The organism is Pseudomonas sp. StFLB209, assembly GCF_000829415.1.
Taxonomy (GTDB): Bacteria; Pseudomonadota; Gammaproteobacteria; order Pseudomonadales; family Pseudomonadaceae; genus Aquipseudomonas.
Window position 1 is genome coordinate 4,472,198 of the sequence record NZ_AP014637.1, and the last position, 19,815, is coordinate 4,492,012.

Annotated in this window: 14 protein-coding genes; 8 read left to right on the forward strand and 6 right to left on the reverse strand. The window is 59.9% G+C overall.

The genetic code is table 11. The features are described from left to right. Nucleotides 1-130 precede the first annotated feature (130 nt). A complete protein-coding gene (locus tag PSCI_RS20140; RefSeq protein WP_084710040.1) occupies nt 131-2,983 on the forward strand; it encodes a bifunctional diguanylate cyclase/phosphodiesterase in 2,853 nt (950 codons plus the stop codon). A gap of 165 nt (nt 2,984-3,148) precedes the next feature. Beyond that, nucleotides 3,149-3,676, forward strand: a complete 528-nt coding sequence (locus PSCI_RS20145) for a hypothetical protein (RefSeq protein ID WP_045490484.1) — start codon at nt 3,149-3,151, stop codon at nt 3,674-3,676. 46 nt (nt 3,677-3,722) lie between these two features. Here the strand turns inward: PSCI_RS20145 and PSCI_RS20150 are convergent, their stop codons facing one another. Continuing rightward, the gene (locus PSCI_RS20150; RefSeq protein WP_052483600.1) at nt 3,723-5,312 is read right to left on the reverse strand and encodes a sensor domain-containing diguanylate cyclase; all 1,590 of its coding nucleotides are present in this window, start codon (nt 5,310-5,312) and stop codon (nt 3,723-3,725) included. Nucleotides 5,313-5,605: 293 nt separating this feature from the next. Here PSCI_RS20150 and PSCI_RS20155 point away from each other — a divergent pair, with 293 nt between their 5' ends. From PSCI_RS20155 to glgB, 3 genes are read left to right on the forward strand one after another with little or no spacing between them, the layout of a single operon-like run. Further along, nucleotides 5,606-7,624: an alpha-1,4-glucan--maltose-1-phosphate maltosyltransferase gene (locus PSCI_RS20155; RefSeq protein WP_045490485.1), complete on the forward strand. Its 2,019-nt coding sequence runs from the start codon at nt 5,606-5,608 to the stop codon at nt 7,622-7,624. Nucleotides 7,625-7,641: 17 nt separating this feature from the next. Then, nucleotides 7,642-11,073 (forward strand): putative maltokinase, encoded by a 3,432-nt coding sequence (locus PSCI_RS20160; RefSeq protein ID WP_045490486.1) that lies wholly within the window; start codon nt 7,642-7,644, stop codon nt 11,071-11,073. Beyond that, a complete protein-coding gene (gene glgB / locus PSCI_RS20165; RefSeq protein WP_045490487.1) occupies nt 11,070-13,295 on the forward strand; it encodes a 1,4-alpha-glucan branching protein GlgB in 2,226 nt (741 codons plus the stop codon). Before PSCI_RS20160 ends, glgB begins: the two co-directional genes overlap by 4 nt. A gap of 92 nt (nt 13,296-13,387) precedes the next feature. On the opposite strand, the gene PSCI_RS20170 is transcribed toward glgB, so the two are convergent. Then, a complete protein-coding gene (locus PSCI_RS20170) occupies nt 13,388-14,566 on the reverse strand; it encodes an MFS transporter (RefSeq protein ID WP_045490488.1) in 1,179 nt (392 codons plus the stop codon). A 158-nt stretch (nt 14,567-14,724) separates the two neighbouring features. Here PSCI_RS20170 and PSCI_RS20175 point away from each other — a divergent pair, with 158 nt between their 5' ends. Continuing rightward, nucleotides 14,725-15,846 (forward strand): lactonase family protein, encoded by a 1,122-nt coding sequence (locus PSCI_RS20175; RefSeq protein ID WP_045490490.1) that lies wholly within the window; start codon nt 14,725-14,727, stop codon nt 15,844-15,846. 73 nt (nt 15,847-15,919) lie between these two features. Here the strand turns inward: PSCI_RS20175 and PSCI_RS20180 are convergent, their stop codons facing one another. From PSCI_RS20180 to PSCI_RS20195, 4 genes are all read right to left on the reverse strand, one after another. Beyond that, nucleotides 15,920-17,509 carry an ABC-F family ATPase gene (locus PSCI_RS20180; protein WP_084710042.1) on the reverse strand — a complete coding sequence of 530 codons (1,590 nt, stop codon included), beginning with the start codon at nt 17,507-17,509 and terminating at the stop codon, nt 15,920-15,922. Nucleotides 17,510-17,580: 71 nt separating this feature from the next. Next, a complete protein-coding gene (locus PSCI_RS30055; protein ID WP_331711508.1) occupies nt 17,581-17,892 on the reverse strand; it encodes an integrase in 312 nt (103 codons plus the stop codon). Between the two features lie 67 nt (nt 17,893-17,959). After that, complete coding sequence (locus PSCI_RS20190; RefSeq protein WP_045490500.1) at nt 17,960-18,253, reverse strand: addiction module antidote protein; 294 nt, start codon at nt 18,251-18,253, stop codon at nt 17,960-17,962. After that, nucleotides 18,250-18,549 (reverse strand): type II toxin-antitoxin system RelE/ParE family toxin, encoded by a 300-nt coding sequence (locus PSCI_RS20195; protein ID WP_045494637.1) that lies wholly within the window; start codon nt 18,547-18,549, stop codon nt 18,250-18,252. Before PSCI_RS20195 ends, PSCI_RS20190 begins: the two co-directional genes overlap by 4 nt. 433 nt (nt 18,550-18,982) lie before the next feature. On the opposite strand from PSCI_RS20195, the gene PSCI_RS20200 reads away from it, so the two are divergent. Together PSCI_RS20200 and PSCI_RS29185 are read left to right on the forward strand one after the other, a co-directional pair. Continuing rightward, nucleotides 18,983-19,390, forward strand: coding sequence for a hypothetical protein (locus PSCI_RS20200; RefSeq protein ID WP_052483442.1), 408 nt, complete (start codon nt 18,983-18,985; stop codon nt 19,388-19,390). Nucleotides 19,391-19,398: 8 nt separating this feature from the next. After that, nucleotides 19,399-19,659: a hypothetical protein gene (locus PSCI_RS29185; RefSeq protein ID WP_144403291.1), complete on the forward strand. Its 261-nt coding sequence runs from the start codon at nt 19,399-19,401 to the stop codon at nt 19,657-19,659. The last annotated feature ends 156 nt before the right edge of the window (nt 19,660-19,815 follow it).

Genomic DNA, 19,815 nt, shown 5'->3' on the forward strand with positions numbered 1-19,815 from the left:
AGGCGGGTGCCCGTCGGCCGGCCTTGGCCATTTATGGCTATGTGCGATCAGTGGCGGTCGCTTAGAATAGCCAGCTTTTCTCCCAGCAGGATGCGGGACCTGACTCCACGTTTATGGATGTGCTGCTTTCATGAATGTTCCCATAGTGATCCACGATGCCCATCGCTCGCTGCATGACCCGTTGGCCAGGGCTGGCAGCCATCGTTCGGCGGCCATTACTGAGCTGCTTGACGCACTGAGAGCGGCGCATCCCGGGCAGCGCTGGGCGGCCTATCTGGCCGGTGAGCACAAGCATCTGCTCGGCTGCGATGGTCAGGGTTACGATTGGCCCGAGCGCATTGCCGGTAGCGATGTCGAGGCGTTCTGTCGCGCCAGAGGCCTGCAGCGCCGGGTCGCCGGTATGGGCGAGGAACCTCTGGGCTGGGTGCTGGCTTGCGCATCGTGTGCTAACACTCCGTGGCTGGCGGATCTGGCGCTGCATCTGGGGTCGCTGTTACAGAGCGCGGCATTGATTCGCGCCCAGACCACCCAGCGAGTGCTATACGAAATCAGCTCGCTGGCCAGCTCCACTCGTGATCGCGGCACCTTCATCAAAGGCGTACACCAGCAACTGACGACATTGATCGACGCCGAGAATTTTTCTCTGGCGCTGTACGATCGCCTGCGGGCCAAGATTACCTTCCCTTACTACATCGACAACACTGACGAGCACGCGCCCGCCGCAGACAGCTATGAGTTTCTTGATCCAAAGCGGATAACCCTGACCGGGCATGTGCTGACCCGCGGCCAGTCATTGTTCGTCGATGCTCATGACATTGAGTTGGGCGAGGCGCAGGGGCGGTTCTTCTGCGCCGGCAAACGTCCCGAGTTCTGGATGGGGGCGCCGCTGAAAAACGCCGCCGACGAGGTGTTCGGCATGCTGGCGATGCAGGTCTACGACGCTTCGCGAATTTACAGCACAGAAGACCGCACGTTGTTCCAGGTGGTCGCGCAGCATGTGGGCATGGCGCTGGAGCGGCTGCTGCATCGCACCGACCTTGAGCAGACCGTGCTGCTGCGCACTCAGCAGTTGTCGGCGGCCAATCATGCGTTGCGTCAGGAAGTGGTCGATCGTGAACGTGCCGAACATCTGCAGAGTGCCTTGTTCCAGATCACCGAACTGGCCAGCCAGCAGGGTGATATGGATGCGCTGTTTCATGGCCTGCATGTGATTGTCGGTGAGTTGCTTGAGGCGCAGAACTTCTACATTGCTCTGTATGACAACGCGACCGGTGAAGTGGCGTTTCCGTATTTTGTCGATGAACGCACTGCGCGTCCCGGCACCCGGCGTGGCCAGCGGGGTTTTACCGAGTATGTCATCCGTCAACAGCGTCCTTGCCTGATTGATCGGGAACAAGCCCTGCGCCTGGAGGCCCAGGGCGAGATCGAGGCCCAGAAAGAGTCGCATCGTTCCTGGTCCTGGCTGGGCATCCCGCTGTTCGAGGGGGAGCAAGTACGCGGCATCCTGGTGGTGCAGAGCTACTCGCCCGAGGTGGGTTACACCTTGCGCGACCAAGAGCTGCTGACCTTCGTATCGCGGCACATCGATACCGCGCTGTCACGGCGCAGCGCCGCCGAGGCCATCCATACCGCCAACCTGCAGCTCGAAGCTAGGGTTAATGACCGTACCCGTGAGCTGGACCTGGCCAACGCCCAGTTGCAGTACGAGAACTCCCACGATGCGCTGACCGGTCTGGCCAACCGCAGCCATCTGCAGCAACGCCTGCAGGCGGCCTGGCAGCAGTTTTGCGACGACGACCGGCAGTTGATCGTGATGTTTATCGACCTGGACCGTTTCAAGCTGGTCAATGACACCCTCGGCCATCACTGCGGCGACGATCTGCTGATCCAGGCCGCTGAGCGCCTGCGCAGTTGCATGCGCAGTAACGATTTGTTGGCAAGGCTCGGCGGCGATGAGTTCGCGGTGCTGGCGCAAGGCGCGTCGCTGGAGATGGGCAGCGTGATTGCCGAGCGGATTCTGGTGGCCTTTGACTTGCCGTTTCAAATCGACGGCCATACGGTGTTTTCGTCGTGCAGCATCGGCGTGGTGGGGGCTGACCGGCAGTTCCATAAAGAACCTGACGACTTGCTGCGCGATGCCGATATCGCCATGTATCGGGTCAAGAACGCCGGGCGTGACAGTTTTGCGGTGTTCAACCAGCAGTTGCGTCGCGAAGTGTCTGATCAGATCGAGCAGGAAGGCGCGCTGCGCAATGCGCTCAAGCGTACTGACGAGCTGGTGCCGTATTTCCAGCCCATCGTCTGTGTGACCAGTGGCAAGCTATTGGCCCTGGAAGCACTGATTCGCTGGCATCAACCGGACGGTCGGGTGATTGCACCGGGCAATTTCCTGTCAGCGCTGGAAGGCTTGCGGCTGATCGGTCGTCTGGACCTGTACATGTTGCAGCGGGTGATCGAGATCCTCGCGTTACCGGAAAATGCGCACTGGCCAGCCGTGCATGTCAATTGTTCGGCCTACAGCATCACACGGGCGGAGTTCGCCGCCGAAGTGCTGGCGTTGTTGGCTGACCATGGCGTAGCGCCGTCGCGGATTTGTCTTGAGCTGACTGAAGGGGCTTTGGTGGCCGAGCCCGAGCGTGCCCGGCAGACCATGAAGCAACTGGCGGACAACGGTGTGTCGGTGGTTCTCGACGACTTTGGCGCGGGTTTCTCATCCTTGAGTTACGTGCACCAGTACCATTTCAGTGGCTTGAAAATCGACAAATCATTCATTTTTGAACTCAGTAGCAGTGCGCGAAGCCGGGCCATCGTCCGCGCCATTGTGCGCATGGCCGAATCGCTGGATCTGACGGTGGTGGCCGAAGGTGTCGAAGACCCGGTCACCCTGGATCTGCTACGTGAGATCGGTGCAGGGCAGGCGCAGGGCTATCATTTTTCCAGGCCGATGCCCGAAGCCAGTCTGATGCTGCCACTGACCAACTGATCGGCAAAGGCTTGCCGGGTCTGGCAAGCCATGGCCGAGCGGGGCGCAGGGTGGACCGCGTGCGCATTGGCCGACCCCTTGTTATTCAACGCCTTGCAACAGTGGCACTTATCTTGCTGAGCCTTCATCGGGGTCACAAAGCCCCGCAACGGCAGGAGATCAATCATGTTTGTCAGCAACAATACGCTCGAAGGCCTGGCCTCCAGGTTCGTCAACGGGCGCAGAACGCTGGACGACCTGTCTCAGGAGTTTGGCGCCTTTGTGCCGACGATTACGCAGGCAGCGGCGGCGACGCTCAGCTCCGGCTCAGGCAGTGCCGCCTCACAAGGTAATGCTCAGGGCGACACCGGCTATAACGAGTCATTTGCCCGGATGATGCTCAACCTTAAGACTCAGGGGCAGTCATCGCTGTCCGCCTCTGTCGCCGACGGTGACAACGGAGTGTCGACCGAGCAGGGGTCGAACCTGACCTCGACGCAGCAGGCCTTCCTTGACTATATGCAGCAGCCGGCCAGCGAGCGCTTGCGTGAGCAATTGACGGGTGTCAGCAAGCAGCAGTACGAGGCGATGAGTCCTGAGCAGCAGAAGGCGGTCGATCAGAAGTTTACCGAGGCACTGAAGCAACAGCAGGAAATTGCCCAGCAAGACATCAACACCCGGATCAAGGCACTCAAGGCAGGACTGATCGCCTGATCCGCTCTACGACGCCTTCGGGCGTCGCTTTTTTTCCAGCCAGCACTCAAGGGCTGGCAGCGGCGGCCTGCTCGTTGGCTGGCTGCAGCGCGGCGCACCACTGATCTCGTCCACGATGCTTGGCGGCGTACAGAAAAGCGTCGGCGCTTTTGATCATCAGCTGCGCAGTAATGTCTTCGCGGCGCGGTGCGTGGACTGTCAGGCCGGCGCTGGCGGTGACCTGACCGGTTGGGTGGTCGAGGTGTTCGATCGCCAGGCCGCGAATTGCCTCCAGCAGGTCACTGACGATCTTCGCCGCCGCTGCCGGCGACGTATCGGGTAACAGAATGGTGAATTCTTCGCCGCCGTAGCGCACTGCCAGGTCGGTTTCGCGCTGCAAGGTGCCTGCAATGGCCTGGCCGACCTGACGCAGGCACTCATCGCCAGCTGAGTGGCCGTAGCGGTCATTGAAGCGCTTGAAGTAATCGACATCCAGCATGATCAGCGCCAGGCTGGTGTTCTGCCGCCGGGCCCGGGCAATCTCTTCGGCCAGTGCCAGATCCAGTCGGCGCCGGTTACCCAGGCCGGTCAGGCTGTCGGTCAGGGCCATGTCCCGGACCAGCCCGTGTACCCGGCGCAGCTCGGTCTCCATGCTCATGCGCGCGCGCAACTGGCGGATCACGATAACCCCAAAACTGGCCAGCCCGGCAATCAACAGCAACAGAATGAGGCCGGTCTTGAACAGGTCCTGGCGCCAGGGGGCGATGATTGAGCTGCGCGAGATGCCGGCTTCGACCACCAGCGGGTAGCGGCTCAGTGCCCGGTAGCCATACAGGCGCCAAGTGCCGTCGACCACCGCGCGGACCTCGGCCACCCCGGCGCTGGACCAGGGCAGATAGCGGGTGAATATTTCACTTTGCGACAGGCTCTTGCCGATGGTCGCGGCGACGAAGGGGCGGCGCACCAGAATTGTCCCGTCACGGATTGCCAGCACCAGAGCGCCTTTATCGTCGATCTTGAAGTCGCCGTAATAGTCGACGAAGTAACTGACCCGGACGGTGCCGAGCATGACCCCGGCAAATGAGCCGTCATGATTGTTGAGGCGGCGCGAGACAGGAATGATCAGTTCCTGGGTCGAGCGGCTACTGACCACCCGGCTGACCAGCACCGCACGGTCGGTATGGGTGCGGTGGTAGATAAAGTAATCGCGGTCGGCGTTATTGGCTGAGTCAGGGGTAGCGGTCTTGTCGGTGACAATCCATTTGCCGTTGGCATCGTAAACAAACAGCCCGTGCAACTGCGGCATGATGCGGGTCTGCTCGATCATCAGCGCGTGCATTCTGCCCACGTCGATATTTTCCAGGCCATCGCCTTCGATACGTTCGGCCAGCAATGAGGTCAGGATGTCGACCTGGCGAATGGCGTCTTCGGCGTGCTGGGCCGTCGCACGGGCCAGATTGTTTACCGAGTTCTCGGCCGCTGCGAACGCTTGGCGGTAATCGCGCCAGGCGCGCCAGCCTTCGACAGCCATGAAGGTGCTGATCACCAGCAGCATGAATATGACGGTCAGGCGCAGCAGCTGCGTGGCGCGTTCACGGTCCTCTGGCAACGGGCCGGCGGCGGCACTGCTTGAATCGCGTGATGGACGTCCCTGCATTGAAATCTCTTCCTGTTCGACGCTGCTCAGCATACAGACAGTGATGGCCATTTGGCTTGCATAACAAGTGGCCGCCGCGGGCAAATCCGCCAGAGCCTCCTATGCTTGCCCGGCAGGTTAAGAACCTATGCCCAGAGCGCACCGGAGGCTATCGGCAACGGCGTTAAAACCTTTGAACTTTCCATATGCAGGTCGTTCGGAATCTTTGCGGCCGCCGTCGCGCAGGTCCTGTTCAAGAGCGCAGCTCATTCAACTTCAACGGAGCGTCCCAGAGGCGTAAGGAGAGAGGCTCGATGAATCAACAGTCTTACGGTCCGGATGCCCAGGCCTTTGTCGTTTCGCAAGTCAATCGGCCGCTGTCACTGACCCAGGCGCTGCAACTGCCCAGGGTGGTGATTGAAGACACCACGCCGGTGCTCGAAGCGGGGCGCTTCGCCGTCAAGGCTATCGTCGGCCAGCCGGTCCATGTGACCAGCAAGGTCTACGCCGACGGCCATGACAAGCTGGCGGTGCAATTGAGCTGGCGTGCCGAGGGCGATGAGCAGTGGCACAGTGTGCGCATGCGTGAGCTGGGCAACGATGGCTGGCAGGGGCGCTTTACCCCAGGCTCGGTCGACCGCTATGTATTTCGGCTCGAAGCCTGGATCGATCAGTTCGCCAGCTATCGCTACGAGCTGGAAAAAAAGCATGCAGCCGGGGTACCGGTCGAGCTTGAACTGGAAGAGGGGCGTATTCATCTGCAACACGCTGCTGAACGCAGCCAGGGCGCCTTGCGCGAACAGCTTCAGGCGCTGCTGCAACGCTTTGAGGGCCAGGATGCGCAGCACCGGGTTGAGCTGTTTCTGCGCAGTGAAACAGCGGCGTTGATGGCCCAGGCGGATAACCGTGGCTACCTGAGCATCAGCCCGCAATTTCCGGTGGATGTGGAACGTGAGCTGGCGCAGTTTGCCAGCTGGTACGAGCTGTTTCCCCGTTCGATCACCGATGACCCACAGCGCCACGGGACATTCAATGACGTGCATGCGCGGCTGCCGATGATCCGTGACATGGGCTTCGACGTGCTGTATTTCCCGCCCATTCACCCGATCGGCCGCGCGCATCGAAAGGGGCCGAACAACTCGCTGACCGCAGGCCCCGATGATCCGGGCAGCCCGTACGCCATCGGCAGCCCCGATGGCGGCCATGAGGCGATTCATCCGCAACTGGGCAGCCGCGAGGACTTTCGCGCTCTGGTTGCTGCGGCGGCAGAACACGGGCTGGAAATCGCCCTGGATTTCGCCATTCAGTGTTCCCAGGATCACCCGTGGCTTGAGCAGCATCCTGGCTGGTTCAGCTGGCGCCCGGACGGCACCATTCGCTACGCGGAAAACCCGCCGAAGAAATACCAGGACATCGTCAACGTCGATTTCTACGCACCCGACGCCATTCCTGCGCTGTGGCTGGAACTGCGCGACATTATTCTTGGCTGGGTCGCGGAAGGTGTGAAGATCTACCGCGTGGATAACCCGCACACCAAGCCGCTGCCGTTCTGGGAGTGGCTGATCGATGATGTGCGCCGCAAGTACCCCGACGTCATGTTCCTCGCCGAGGCCTTCACCAAGCCTGCGATGATGGCGCGGCTGGGCAAGGTCGGCTATTCGCAGAGCTACACCTATTTCACCTGGCGCAACAACAAGGCCGAGCTGTCGGAGTATTTCACTCAGCTCAACCAAGCGCCGCTGCGCGATTGCTACCGGCCGAACTTCTTCGTCAACACACCGGACATCAACCCGCATTTCCTGCATCACTCCGGGCGCGCCGGGTTTTTGATCCGCGCCGCGCTGGCCACCATGGGCTCGGGGTTGTGGGGGATGTACTCGGGGTTCGAACTGTGCGAGTCGGCGCCGCTGCCTGGCAAGGAGGAATACCTCGATTCGGAGAAGTATCAGATCCGCGTTCGTGACTTCAGCGCGCCGGGCAATATCATCGCCGAGATTGCCCAGCTCAACCGGATTCGTCGGCAGAACCCGGCCTTGCAGACCCATCTGGGCCTGAAGCTGTATACCGTCTGGAACGACAACATCCTGTATTTCGGCAAGCGCACCGAGGACGGCAGCAACTTCATCCTGGTTGCGGTCAGCCTTGATCCGTACAACGTCCAGGAAGCGCATTTCGAGTTGCCGCTCTGGGAAATGGGGCTGCATGACACTGCCGAAACACAGGGCGAAGACTTGATGAACGGCCACCGCTGGACCTGGTACGGCAAGGTGCAATGGATGCGCATCGATCCTCATTATCAGCCGTTCGGTATCTGGCGGATCAGCGCGACGTAGTTCAAAGGGAGTTCGCCATGCCGAAGTCGAAGTCAAAGTCGCAAAAAACGCGGTCCGCCAGCTTCATCAACGACCCGCTCTGGTACAAGGATGCGGTGATCTACCAAGTCCACGTCAAGTCGTTCTTCGACTCCAACGATGACGGCATCGGGGACTTTCCAGGCCTGATCGCCAAGCTCGATTACATCGCCGGGCTGGGGGTCAATACCCTGTGGGTGTTGCCGTTCTATCCTTCGCCGCGGCGCGATGACGGCTACGACATTGCCGAGTATCGGGCTGTGCATCCTGACTACGGCAGCATGGCCGATGCCAAGCGCTTTATCAGTGAGGCGCACAAGCGCGGGCTGCGGGTGATCACCGAACTGGTGATCAACCACACCTCCGACCAGCATCCGTGGTTCCAGCGCGCCCGGCATGCCAAGCCCGGCTCCAAAGCGCGCAACTTCTATGTGTGGTCCGACACTGACCAAAAGTACGAGGGCACGCGGATCATCTTTCTCGACACCGAGAAATCCAACTGGACCTGGGACCCGGTGGCCGGTCAGTACTTCTGGCACCGATTTTATTCTCATCAGCCAGACCTGAATTTCGATAACCCGCAGGTGATGGACGCGGTGCTCGGGGTGATGCGCTTCTGGCTCGACCTGGGGGTGGACGGCTTGCGCCTGGACGCCATCCCGTACCTGATCGAGCGCGATGGTACTAACAACGAAAACCTGCCCGAGACCCATCAGGTGCTCAAGCGCATCCGCGCTGAAATCGACGCCAATTATCCCGACCGGATGCTGCTGGCCGAGGCCAATCAGTGGCCTGAAGACACGCAGATGTACTTTGGTGACGTGAAGGGCGGTGATATCAAGGGCGGTGACGTGAAGGGCGGTGATATCAAGGGCGGTGACGTAAAGGGCGGCGACAGCAACGGCGCCGACGGCGATGAGTGCCATATGGCCTTTCATTTCCCGCTGATGCCGCGCATGTACATGGCGCTGGCTCAGGAAGACCGCTTCCCGATCACCGATATCCTCAGCCAGACGCCGGCGATTCCTGCCAACTGTCAGTGGGCAATCTTCCTGCGCAATCACGATGAGCTGACCCTGGAGATGGTCACCGACCGCGAGCGTGACTACCTGTGGAACCACTATGCCGCTGACCGCCGGGCACGGATCAACCTGGGCATTCGGCGGCGTCTTGCGCCACTGGTGGAGCGCGATCGGCGGCGGATCGAACTGCTCAACAGCATGCTGTTGTCGATGCCGGGCACGCCGACTCTGTATTACGGTGATGAGCTGGGCATGGGTGACAATATCTATCTGGGCGACCGCGACGGGGTGCGTACCCCCATGCAGTGGTCGATTGACCGCAATGGCGGCTTTTCCCGCGCCGACCCGGCCAGCCTGGTATTGCCGCCAATCATGGACCCGTTGTACGGCTTTCAGTCGGTCAATGTCGAGACTCAGGACCGTGACCCGCATTCATTGCTGAACTGGACCCGGCGCATGCTGGCAGTACGCAAACAACAAAAAGCCTTCGGCCGTGGTGCGCTGAACCTGTTGTCGCCCAACAACCGACGGATTCTGGCCTACACCCGGGAATACACCGGTACCGACGGACACACCGAGATCATTTTGTGCGTCGCCAACATGTCCAGCGCCGCCCAGGCGGTGGAGCTGGACTTGTCGGCCTACGCCGGCATGGTGCCGGTGGAAATGCTCGGCGGCAGTGCGTTTCCGCCCATTGGCCAGCTCACTTACCTGCTGACCTTTGCCCCCTACGGGTTTCATTGGTTTCTACTCGCTGCGGAGAATCAAATGCCCAGTTGGCACGTTGAACCGGCGCAGAGCATGCCGGACTTCCCGACCCTGGTACTCAAGAAACGTCTGGAAGAGCTGCTCGAACAACCGCTGCGCGGCACCATCGAAAACACTTCGCTGGCGGTCTACTTGCCCAAGCGGCGCTGGTTCGCCAGCAAAGACAAGCCCATCGACAAGGTCAATATCGCCCATGCGGTGCGCTTCTCTGACGGGCTGCGGCCGGTGCTGCTCAGTGAAATCGAGGTGACTGCTGGCGGCCAGACCGAGCGCTACCAGTTGCCGTTCGGCCTGTTGGCCGAGGACGACATCAGCAGCGCCTTGCCCCAGCAATTGGCCCTGGCTCGGGTGCGGCGCGGTGCTCAGGTCGGCCTGATCACCGATGCCTTCACCCTGGAGCCCTTCATCCGTAACCTGGTTCAGGCGATGCAGGACGGCACCGTGATCGACAGCGGCGAGGGCGACTTGCAGTTCAAGGCCACCGCCCGGCTTGAGCCGCTGGGCCTTGATCAGGAGTCGACCGTGCGCTATTTGTCGGCCGAGCAATCCAACAGCTCGGTGGTGGTGGGCGAAGCGTTGGTGCTGAAGATGATCCGCAAGGTCAGCGCCGGTGTTCACCCGGAACTGGAAATGGGCGCCTACTTGACGGCCGCCGGCTACCCGAACATTTCACCGCTGCTCGGCTCGCTGCAGCGCATCGGCACGGAGGGTCAGCCACACCTGCTGATGATCGCCCAAGGCTATCTGGACAATCAGGGCGATGCCTGGGAATGGACCCAGAACAACCTGGAGCGTGCGGTGCGCGACGAGCTGACGCGGCGCACCGCCAGCCAGGAGCAGGCTTATAACGCCTTGGCCGAACTGGCCGATTTTTCCCGTACCCTGGGTCAGCGACTCGGTGAGATGCATCAGGTGTTGGCGGCGCCGACTGACAACCCCGATTTCGCCACCGAAAACACGGGCACCAAAGAAGCGCAGGCCACAGCCAAACGGGTGCAGGCCCAACTCGACCATTCCCTGAAATTACTCGAGCAGCGCCGCGAAAGTTTGCAACCTGCCGATTGGCTGTTGGTCGAACAGCTGCTCACCCGTCGTAAAGCGCTGGATAAACACGTCCAGACCCTGGCCAAGGCCTCTGTGGGCGGGCTGCGCATGCGGGTCCACGGCGACCTGCATCTGGGTCAGGTGCTGGTGGTAAAAGGAGATGCATACCTGATCGACTTTGAAGGCGAGCCGGTGCGTGCGCTGGATGAGCGCCGTGGCAAATACAGCCCTTTCAAGGATGTTGGCGGCGTACTGCGTTCGTTCGACTACGCTGCGGCGATGGCCGTGCGCAGCGCGCAGAGCGCGGACACCTCGGCAGAGGCGATTGCGGCGCGTGAGCATGTGGCGAGTGAGTATCTGCGTCAGGCCCGCGAGTCGTTTCTTGAGGGCTATCGCAAGGCGACCCAAGGCCTGGCGCATGCCTGGCAAGACCCGCAGGGAGAGGCGGCAGCGCTGGAACTGTTTACGCTGGAAAAAACTGCATACGAAGTGATCTACGAAGCCGAGAATCGCCCGGATTGGTTGGCCGTACCTTTGCAAGGGTTATGGCAAGGGCTACGTGGGTTGCTGGAATTGAACGATGGAGAGTCGAAATGAATGCGTCTGACAAAAGCGGCGCGGGCCGCCAACCAATGCCCGCTGCCGTCGACACGGAAGCTTTGATCCGTGCCGAGCACCACGATCCGTTCGCCATTCTCGGCCCCCATGACGACGGCAAGGGCGGGCAGTTCATTCGTGCCTACCTGCCCGGCGCCCTGAGTGTCCGAGTGCTGGCCCGCGGCACTGAGCAAGAGCTGGGCGAGTTGCACATGGGCGAAGTGCCTGGCCTGTTCGTTGGCCAGTTCGCTGAAAAGCAGCCGTATCTGCTGAAAGTGCAGTGGGCCGGCGGCGAACACATCACCGAAGACCCGTACAGCTTTGGCCCGCAACTGGGCGAGATGGACATCTACCTGTTCTCGGAAGGCAACCACCGCGATCTTGGCGCCTGCCTGGGGGCTCAGGTAATCAACGTTGATGGCGTACAAGGCGTGCGCTTTGCGGTCTGGGCACCCAATGCCCGGCGCGTGTCGGTGGTTGGCGACTTCAACAACTGGGATGGCCGCCGGCACCCGATGCGCGTGCGTCATCCGTCGGGCATCTGGGAGATCTTTATTCCGCGCCTGCAGCCTGGCGATGTCTACAAATACGAGATCCTCGGTGCCCACGGCATTCTGCCGCTCAAATGCGACCCGGTGGCGCGCGCCACCACTTTGCCGCCAGACACCGCCTCGAAAGTTGCCGCGCCGCTGCAGTTTGACTGGCAGGACCACGATTGGCTGGCCAGCCGCGCCGATCGCCACTCGCCGGCTGCGCCACTGTCGATCTACGAGCTGCATGCCGGTTCCTGGCAGATGGAGCAGAACGAGGACGGCACGGCCTGGCGGCAATACAACTGGCGGGAACTGGCCGACCGCTTGATCCCTTACGTCAAGGAACTGGGCTTCAGCCATATCGAGCTGATGCCGATCATGGAGCACCCATTCGGCGGTTCCTGGGGCTATCAACTGCTGGCGCAGTTTGCTCCCACTGCGCGCTATGGATCGCCAGAAGACTTCGCGGCGTTCGTCAACGCCTGCCACCAGGCCGAAATCGGCGTGATTCTCGACTGGGTACCGGCGCATTTTCCTACCGACGAACACGGCCTGGCGCAATTTGACGGCACCGCGCTGTACGAGTACGGCAACCCGCAAGAGGGCTTTCACCAGGACTGGGACACGCTGATCTACAACCTGGGCCGTACCGAAGTGCACGGCTTCATGCTGGCTTCGGCGCTGCACTGGCTCAAGCAGTTCCATATCGACGGCCTGCGGGTCGATGCGGTGGCCTCGATGCTGTACCGCGACTATTCCCGCAAGGCCGGGGAGTGGGTACCGAACCGTTATGGCGGTCGGGAAAACCTGGAAGCCATCGACTTTTTACGCCACCTCAACGATGTGGTCGCAGTCGAGGCCCCCGGTGCGCTGGTCATCGCCGAAGAATCCACGGCCTGGCCCGGCGTTACCCAACACACCGAACAAGGTGGCCTGGGTTTCAACTACAAGTGGAACATGGGCTGGATGCACGACTCGCTGCATTACATTCAGCAAGATCCGGTGCACCGCTCACACCACCATAACGAACTGAGTTTCGGTCTGGTGTACGCGTGGTCGGAGCGTTTCATCCTGCCGATCTCCCACGACGAAGTGGTACACGGCAAGCGCTCGCTGATTGACAAGATGCCTGGCGACCGCTGGCAGAAGTTCGCCAACCTGCGCGCCTACCTGGCCTTCATGTGGACCCATCCGGGCAAGAAGCTGTTGTTCATGGGCTGTGAGTTCGGCCAATGGCGCGAATGGAATCACGACGAGCAACTGGACTGGTATCTGCTGCAATACGCCGAGCATATCGGGGTGAAGAAGCTCGTCAGCGACCTCAACCGGCTGTACCGCGAAGAAAAGGCGCTACACGAGCGCGACGCCGAACCGATGGGTTTTCAGTGGCTGATCGGCGATGACCACGCCAACAGCGTCTACGCCTGGCTGCGCTGGAGCAAAGGTGGTGAGCCGCTGCTGGTGGTCTGCAACCTGACCCCTGTACCACGCGAGGGCTACCGGGTTGGCGTACCGTTCGAGGGGGCATGGCAAGAACTGCTCAACAGCGACTCGCAAACCTACGCCGGCTCCAATGTCGGCAACGCCGGCGAGGTTCAGGCTCAAGAGCAGGTCAGCCACGGCCAGGCGGCATCGCTGCTGCTCAACCTGCCGCCGCTCGGTGTAGTGGTGTTCAAGCCTCGCGGATAATTCGGGGGCTTTGCACTTGTAGCAGCGGCTTCAGCCGCGAACGCAGCACCAGGCGTTCGTGGCTGAAGCGGATGGTTGTGTAGCAGCGCCTGTCAGACCCGCCGCGACAGCCACCAGGTCAGTCCCAGCGCCAGCAGCGAGAGCAGGGCGCTGTAGAAGAAGATCAAACCATAGCCCTGGCCCAGGGCTATGGCCCCCATCACCGGGCCGGCGACCGCCATGGCCAGATCGAAAAACACGGCATAGGCACTCAGCCCCGCTGAACGGCTGGTGGCCGGCACGCGCTTGATCGCTTCAACCCCGAGCGCCGGATACACCAGTGACAGCCCCAGGCCGGTCAGGCCGGCGCCTGCCAGCGCAAAACCGGTATTGGGCGCCAGCCACAACAGGCCAAGGCCGACCACTTCCACGCCCATGCACAGCATCGCCGCCAGAAAGCCGCCCAGACGATTGATTGCGCCGATAAACAATAGCCGCGAAAGGATGAAGCACACGCCAAACAACGTCAGACACCAGGCCGCCCCCTCCCAGCCACGGCTGATGTAGAACAGCGTAATGAACGTCGTCAGGGTGCCGTAACCGATGGACGCCAGGGTCAGTGCCAGCCCATAGGGCGAAATACGGCTGAACACCGACCAGTAGGGCAGCCGTTCACCCTTGATGACCGGCACCGAGGGCTTGTGGCGAATCAGCAGCAAACCACTACCGGCCAGGACCAACAGCGCCACCCCCAGACTGTGAATACCGACCTGATCAATCATCAATACGCCCAGCGGAGCGCCAATGGCGATGGCACCGTACGACGCAATACCGTTCCAGGAAATCGAGCGGGCCGTGTGCTCGACGCCGACTTTGGCAATTGACCAACTGATGGTGCCCACGCCGATAAAACCCTGCGCCACCCCCATGATCATCCGCGCCACGATCAGCAGGCTCAGGCTGAGTGCTGGAATCGACTGGCTCAGCGTGCCGAACAGGGTCAGTGCGCCGCCGAGCACGAACCCCGCCAGGCCGTAGACGATGGTCCGCTTGCTGCCCAGATTGTCGGTAATACGCCCGGCCAGCGGGCGGCTCATCAGGGTGGTCAGGTATTGCGCACCAATCGCCAGCCCCGCGACGACGGCGCTGAAACCCAACTGGTCATGGACATAGCCGGGCAAGATTGCGATGGGCAGCCCAACGCATAGGAACGCGATGAAGGTGTACAGCACGATGCTGACGATTTGCAGGGTGACGGGCAGGGTGCCGGTTTGTGCGGGGGTTACAGGCATGAGACGGCTTCGCTGGCGGCTGGGTGGGCGTGGTTCATCATGGCGTGGGCAGGTGGCAAAGGAAAGCACCCTAACTATTTCATCAAAAGGGGATTGCCGTTGGTTGATACTTGGTCATAGGATGACTGATAACAATCAAAACAACAAAGGCGCCTTTCATGATCAAACCCCTGTTGTTCGCTATCGCAGCCGGCTTGAGCCTCAATGCCCATGCCGCGACTTTCGCCTATATCTCCAGCCCGGCTGATGGCCTGATCTCTCAATATCGCCTTGATGAAAGCAATGGCGCCTTGAGTCTGGTGCAACAGATTCGCGCCGGTGAACAGGTCAATCCACTGGCCGCCTCACTCGATGGCAGCCGTCTGTACGCTGCCTTGCGCGCCAAACCCTTCAAGGTGCTGGGCTACCAGATCGAGCCGGGCAGCGGCCACTTGAAAACGCTCTCTGAAGCCCCGTTGGCTGACAGCCTTGCTTACCTGTCACTGGACCACACCGGCCGCTACCTGCTGGGTGCCTCCTACGGTGCTGATCTGGTGAGCATCCAGCCGGTTGATAGCACAGATGCCGCGCAGATCAAGACTTACAAAACCGGCCTGCATGCCCATTCGCTGCGCAGCGACCCGAGCAATCGGTTTGCCTACGCTGGCAACCTGGGAGTCGATCATGTGTTGCAGTACCGTCTTGATACCGCGCAAGGCAGCCTGGTGCCCATCGGCAGCGGACAGGTCGATGCCAGCGTCAATAGCGGGCCTCGCCACCTGGCATTCTCGCCAGATGGCAAGTTCGTTTATGTCGTTGGCGAAATGAGTGGCAGCGTTACCAGCTATGCGATTGATCAGACCAGCGGGGCGCTGAGCCTGATCAACGAAGCGGCAGGCATCCCCGAGCGGCTGAAGCTGGCCCACGGTGAAGTGCGCGACGCGCGTAATAACGACCTGAAGGACGACCCGACGCCGCGCATCTGGGCGGCCGACATCCGCATCACGCCGCAGGGCAACCTGTTGTTTATCAGCGAACGGGCCAGCAGCTCGGTTTCGGTATTCAAGGTCGACACCGCCACTGGCCGGGTCAGCTTCCTGGAAAACTACGCCGTGCAGGAAAAGCAGCCACGCAATATCGCCGTGTCGCCTAATGGACAATGGTTGCTGGTCAGCGGGGAAAAAAGTGACACGGTGGGCAGTTATGCAATTGGCCAGGAGGGCGAATTGAAGCGGGTCAGCGAAGCCCCATCGGGCAAAGGAGCGGTGTGGATCGAGATGGTTCGCGTCCCGCAGGCCTGAGCCTGTAACGCGGCGTTGAAATCTGGCGGCAGGGGCTGAACCGGACCTGCCGCCAGATGCTTCAAGGCGCCTTTTAGATGACTACACCCTGGCTGCGCAGATAATCATCGTAAGTGCCGCTGAAGTCGATCACGCCATCGGCTGACAACTCGATGATCCGCGTGGCCAGCGACGAGACGAACTCGCGGTCGTGGCTGACGAACAGCAGCGTGCCCGGATAGTTTTCCAGCGCCAGGTTCAGCGCCTCGATCGATTCCATGTCCAGGTGGTTGGTCGGTTCGTCCATCACCAGCACGTTAGGCTTTTGCAGGATCAGCTTGCCGAACAGCATGCGGCCCTGCTCACCACCGGAAATCACCTTCACCGACTTCTGGATTTCGTCGTTGGAGAACAGCATCCGGCCAAGGGTGCCACGCACCAGTTGCTCGCCGCCTTGAGTCCACTGACCCATCCAGTCGAACAGGGTGACGTCGTCTTCGAAGTCGTGGGCGTGGTCCTGGGCGTAGTAGCCAATCTCTGCCGAGTCGGTCCACTTGATGCTGCCGGCATCCGGCGTCAGCTCGTTGACCAGGGTGCGCAGCAAGGTGGTCTTGCCGATACCGTTGGGGCCGATGATCGCAACGCGCTCGCCGGCTTCGACGGTGAAGCTGAAATCCTTGAACAGAGTCTTGCCATCGAAACCCTTGGCCATGCGCTCGACCGTGACTGCCTGGCGGTGGAGCTTCTTGGTCTGGTCGAAACGAATGAACGGGCTGACCCGGCTCGACGGCTTGACCTCGGCCAGCTGGATCTTGTCGATCTGCTTGGCCCGTGAAGTGGCTTGCTTGGCCTTGGAGGCGTTGGCCGAGAAGCGGCTGACGAAGGTTTGCAGCTCGGCGATCTGTGCCTTCTTCTTGGCGTTGTCGGCCAGCAACTGCTCACGCGACTGGGTCGCAGCGGTCATGTATTCATCATAGTTGCCCGGGAACAGGCGCAGCTCACCGTAATCCAGGTCAGCCATGTGGGTGCACACGCTGTTGAGGAAGTGACGGTCGTGGGAAATGATGATCATCAGGCTGTTACGCTGGGTCAGGATGTTCTCCAGCCAGCGAATGGTGTTGATGTCCAGGTGGTTGGTCGGCTCGTCGAGCAGCAACACTTCCGGGTCCGAGAACAACGCCTGGGCCAGCAACACCCGCAGCTTCCAGCCTGGCGCGACTTCGGTCATCGGCCCGTTGTGCAGCTCGATACCGATACCCAGACCCAGCAACAGCTCACCGGCGCGCGATTCGGCGGTGTAGCCATCCATCTCGGCGAACTCGGTCTCAAGCTCCGCCACGGCCATGCCGTCTGCTTCGCTCATCTCCGGCAGCGAATAGATCCGATCACGCTCGGCCTTGACCTTCCACAGCTCTTCATGACCCATGATCACGGTGTCGAGCACAGTGAATTCTTCATAGGCGAACTGATCCTGACGCAGCTTGCCCAGACGCACGTTAGGTTCGAGCATCACCTGACCGCCCGAAGGCTCCAGATCGCCACCGAGGATCTTCATGAAGGTGGACTTGCCGCAGCCGTTGGCGCCGATCAGGCCGTAACGGTTACCGGCACCAAACTTGACCGAGACGTTCTCGAACAGAGGTTTGGGTCCGAATTGCATGGTGATGTTTGCTGTAGAGATCAAGAGCTGGTCCTGTAAGGGTTTCAAGCGAGTATTTCTGTGTCACTGCCGGTCTTGGGCCAAATTTGGGCCAATCACACTCGAACCGCCAGCTTATCCAGCTCCCTCCAGTCAGAGGTTGAGCTAATCCATTTTGCGTAAGTGGAAAGCAGCATGTCGACGCTATGGCCCAATTGGCTGGCAATGAATGCAGGATTCATCCCAGACATCAGGCACATGGTTGCGTAGGTATGGCGCGTGTCGTATTGGCGACGTTCGCGGATGCCAAGAGCTTGGAGCACAGGTTTGAGGTGGCGGATTGTAACACTTGGTTCCTGAATCCACATCCCGCCCTTGCTGGGCGAGAACACGTAAGGGCGCTCAGGGTAACCACCTCTCGATGACATTTTGCACAGCGCTACCCATTGTTTTGCTTGGGGCCGGTCGCAAAATCGAAGCTGTGCACAACCTGATTCAAGGATGTGTCATGGGTCTGACATGAAGTTCGATGCCGAGGGCGCGCATCACTTTCATGATGGTGTCAAAGCGTGGTTTGGCTCCAGGAGCGAGGGCCTTGTAAAGACTGGCCCTGCCAAGCCCGGAATCTTTGGCAATTTGCGCCATGCCTCGGGCTTTGGCCACATGGGAAACGGCTCTGATGAGTTCGTCGGTGTCGCCATCGGCCAACACCTGGGTCAGGTACTCGGTGATTGCCTCATCACTGTCGAGCAGTGCCGCCATATCGAACGGCAACAGGGTATCGGTCATGGCAGGACCTCCTTTGCCAAAGCTTTCGCCTGCTTTATGTCGGCAGACTGGGTTGATTTGCTACCCCCGATCAGTAGCACGATGAGTGTCTGGTTGCGTGTTGTGAAATAGACCCGGTAGCCCGCGCCAACATGTACACGTAGCTCCGAAATACCTTCGCCTACGCTTTTCACATCACCCAGATTGCCTGCTGCGGCTCTTTCAATGCGACGTGCAACAGCGATTCTGGCACCCAAGTCGCGCAAGGATGCATGCCAGTGGGCAAACGATCTGGTTTGTCGAATTTCATAAGTCATGGCGCGAATGTATCCAACTGGAGACATTGTACACCATTTTCCATTTGTAACTGGTATCGGAATCCCGTTTCAGCTTATTGCATTTAGCTGTGCCTCAAGCCGCTTCTGCGACGGAGATGTCTTACCAGCTAGAACTTTCCAGCCAGCGTCCCGGTTGCCGAGGTAGCCAGGCGGACAGCTCCCCGCCAATTCTGTTCGAAGCCTGGCCGGACAGGTCTCGCTCAGCGCCAAGCTAAATTTTTGGTGCTGGCAGCTTGGATAGAGGTTTTTCCTGCATCAACGTCAGTCTAGGTGGAAGGGCCTGCAATGGCCGGTCGGCACCGAGTTACCGACTCGCATGTGGGAGTTATTGAGCTTTTTATGCTGCAGCAGAAGTGGAAATGAGTGAAGGTGCGTCCTATCATCGGCACCGCCTTCATTTAGGGTAGTAAAAATGAGTAAAAAGCTTCAAAGAATTGGGTTTCTTATTACTTTTTTTTACGTATTCGCAATTTTGCTTATGACATGGAATCGACTGCCAAGCCTTTGGAATTACCAAACGGAAATTAATGCCGTGGGTGATTTTCTTGCTGGGGCATTTGCGCCCCTTGCGTTTCTATGGCTGGTAATCGGTTACTTTCAGCAAGGCGAGGAGCTTCGCCAGAGTAGAACAGCACTTGAGCTGCAAGCCGAAGAGCTTCGACACTCAGTTGAGCAGCAGCAGGCGATGGTCGCAATTGCAGGTCGCCAGCTTCAGGCAGAACTGGACGGTTTCTTGTATGAAAGAGAACGAAGGAATAACGAAAAAAGACCAAGGTTTAAGTTTTTGGTTTTGTTTCCAGTAGAAGTGAAAGTACCATAACTGTTGAGTTGGAACTGGAGAATTATGGTGGCCCGGCAGAAGATATTGCGGTGTTATGTCGTGGGCAGAAAGTAGGAAGTCGGCATCTTCTATTGGCGGGTGATAAGCTGAAATCCAAGCTGGGTTTGGCTTACGAAGAGCATGTTTATGTATTGAGTGTTGAGCATCGTGGCGAGCAAGGGACGCTGATTGAGTACTTTGAACTGTCGATAATGATATCGGATTTTGGCACTAAAGCTGCAGAGGTCAAAATATCAGCCCGACGTTAGCTACAACTAATCTCACTAACCTGCTGCATTGGCAGGTGGGTGAGAATATCCTTTAGAAACGCGCATGGGGCATGACCATTCAGCCGCGCGAACGGGATCAAGCGAATGATCGCCGCAGCTTACTTTTACTGCGTAGCGAGCCGGCGAGTAGCCAGT